This window comes from Bradyrhizobium sp. 164 (assembly GCF_023073715.1).
GTDB lineage: Bacteria > Pseudomonadota > Alphaproteobacteria > Rhizobiales > Xanthobacteraceae > Bradyrhizobium.
The window spans coordinates 1-1316 of record NZ_JADPKA010000111.1; the positions used below are offsets into that span (position 1 = coordinate 1).

Genomic DNA, 1316 nt, shown 5'->3' on the forward strand with positions numbered 1-1316 from the left:
AACGGCGGTACGGCGGTCAACGTCACCTTCGGCGACGGCACCAACGGAACGGTCAAGACCCTCGATCAACTCAACACCGCGCTTCAGGCCAACAACCTGTCTGCCACGATCGACGCCAACGGCCTGCTGACGATCTCGACCACCAACGACTACGCGTCCTCGACGCTTGGCTCGACGACTGCGGGTGGTGCGATCGGCGGAACGCTGACCTCGTCGCTGACGTTCTCGACGGCTTCCACCCCGGTCGCGGACACCGTTGCCCAGACGGCCCGTGCCAATCTGGTCAATCAGTACAACAACATCCTGAACCAGATCGACTCGACCGCGCAGGACTCCTCGTTCAACGGTGTCAACCTGCTCAACGGCGATCAGCTCAAGCTGGTGTTCGACGAGACCGCCAAGTCGAGCTTGAGCATCACCGGCGTGACCTACAACTCCAAGGGTCTGGGCCTCGCCGCGCTGACCAGCGGTGTCGACTTCATCGACAACGCTGCCACCAACAAGGTGCTGACCAACCTGAACAACGCGTCGAGCACGCTGCGTTCGGAGGCTTCCGCGCTCGGTTCGAACCTGACGATCGTGCAGGTGCGTCAGGACTTCAACAAGAACCTGATCAACGTGCTGCAGACCGGTTCGTCCAACCTGACCCTGGCCGACACCAACGTCGAGGCAGCGAACAGCCAGGCACTGTCGACCCGCCAGTCGATCGCGGTCTCCGCGCTGTCGCTGGCCAACCAGTCGCAGCAGAGCGTGCTCCAACTGCTCCGCTAACAAGCGGAAGACATCCCAAGCAAGATCTGGCGGCGGGGCTTCGGCCCCGCCGCTTTCCTTTTTGCGTCAACGTTTGCAGCCCCTTGGATGACGCTCGAAAAGTAACCCGCGGTTATGGTTAATGGAGCGTAAGGGTGGAAAATCGCCAACAAATTCAGTCGGGCTTCCGGTCCTGCCGGCGCTCACCGCGGTTCTTATGGTGAACCGGCGCTTAGGTCGGCGCGTCTCGTTTCACCCTTTGTTAGCCATGTCGCGGCACGCTGTTCCCGTCACTCGATCCGAAGCGATCGAACGAAGACGCGTAAACCAGAAGGGTAAGAGTTATGTCCGGTATTGTTCTCTCTGCGTCGGTTCGTCAGAACCTGCTCTCTCTCCAGTCCACCGCCGATCTGCTCGCCACCACACAGAACCGTCTGTCGACCGGCAAGAGCGTCAACTCGGCTCTCGACAATCCCACCAACTTCTTCACGGCACAGTCGCTCGACAACCGCGCCAGCGACATCAACAATCTGCTCGACGGCATCGCCAACGGCGTGCAGGTGCTG

At 60.8% G+C, this 1316-nt stretch carries 1 protein-coding gene and 1 pseudogene; both read left to right on the forward strand.

Going from position 1 to position 1316, the window contains the following annotated elements:
* A partial coding sequence (locus IVB01_RS34990; RefSeq protein ID WP_253075126.1) for a flagellin occupies window positions 1-771 on the forward strand: 771 nt, incomplete at its 5' end.
* Between the two features lie 323 nt (window positions 772-1094).
* Window positions 1095-1316, forward strand: a pseudogene (locus IVB01_RS34995) (flagellar protein); the annotation flags it as partial.